The 1,179-nt window shown below is 43.7% G+C and carries 1 protein-coding gene; it reads left to right on the forward strand.

Features of this window, described 5'->3' with window-relative positions; translation table 11 throughout:
- Positions 1 to 4 precede the first annotated feature (4 nt).
- On the forward strand, positions 5 to 1,179 hold a 1,175-nt coding region (tuf, locus tag WSC_RS0102640; protein ID WP_026016627.1), incomplete at its 3' end, for an elongation factor Tu.

The following is a 1,179-nucleotide window of genomic DNA, read 5'->3' on the forward strand; positions in this document are numbered from 1 at the left end:
GAAAGTGGCTAAAGCAAAATTTGAACGTACTAAACCGCATGTTAACGTAGGTACAATCGGACACGTTGACCATGGTAAAACAACTCTAACTGCAGCTATTACAACAGTATTAGCTAAAGTACACGGTGGTGAAGCAAAAGACTTCGCGTCAATCGACAATGCTCCAGAAGAGCGTGAGCGTGGTATTACAATCAATACTTCACACGTTGAATATGACACACCAACACGTCACTACGCGCACGTAGACTGTCCTGGACACGCGGATTATGTTAAAAACATGATCACTGGTGCTGCACAGATGGATGGCGCAATCTTAGTAGTAAGTGCTGCAGATGGCCCAATGCCACAAACACGTGAGCACATCTTGTTATCACGTCAGGTAGGTGTACCTTACATCATCGTATTCATGAACAAATGTGACATGGTAGATGACGAAGAGTTATTAGAATTAGTAGAAATGGAAGTACGTGAATTACTTTCAGAATACGATTTCCCAGGTGACGACTTACCATTAATCCAAGGTTCTGCATTAAAAGCATTACAAGGTGATGAAGCGTGGGAAGCGAAAATTGTTGAATTAGGCGAAGCTTTAGATTCATACATCCCAGAGCCAGAGCGTGACATCGACAAGCCATTCTTGATGCCAGTAGAAGACGTATTCTCAATCTCAGGTCGTGGTACAGTAGTAACAGGCCGTGTTGAGTCAGGTATCATCAATGTTGGTGACGAGATTGAAATCGTAGGTATCCGTGATACACAAAAAACGACCTGTACTGGTGTAGAAATGTTCCGTAAATTGTTAGACGAAGGTCGTGCAGGTGAGAACATTGGTGCATTATTACGTGGTACTAAGCGTGATGACGTAGAGCGTGGTCAAGTATTATGTAAGCCTGGTTCAATCACGCCTCACACTAAGTTTGAGTCTGAAGTATACGTATTGTCAAAAGAAGAAGGTGGTCGTCATACTCCATTCTTCAAAGGTTACCGTCCACAGTTCTACTTCCGTACAACTGACGTAACTGGTGCAGTTGAGTTACCAGAAGGCGTAGAAATGGTAATGCCAGGCGACAACATCCAAATGGTAGTAGAATTGATTTCACCAATCGCGATGGACGAAGGTTTACGCTTCGCAATCCGTGAAGGTGGTCGTACCGTTGGTGCTGGCGTTGTAGCTAAAAT

Source organism: Catenovulum agarivorans YM01 (genome assembly GCF_000281085.1).
GTDB lineage: Bacteria > Pseudomonadota > Gammaproteobacteria > Enterobacterales > Alteromonadaceae > Catenovulum > Catenovulum agarivorans.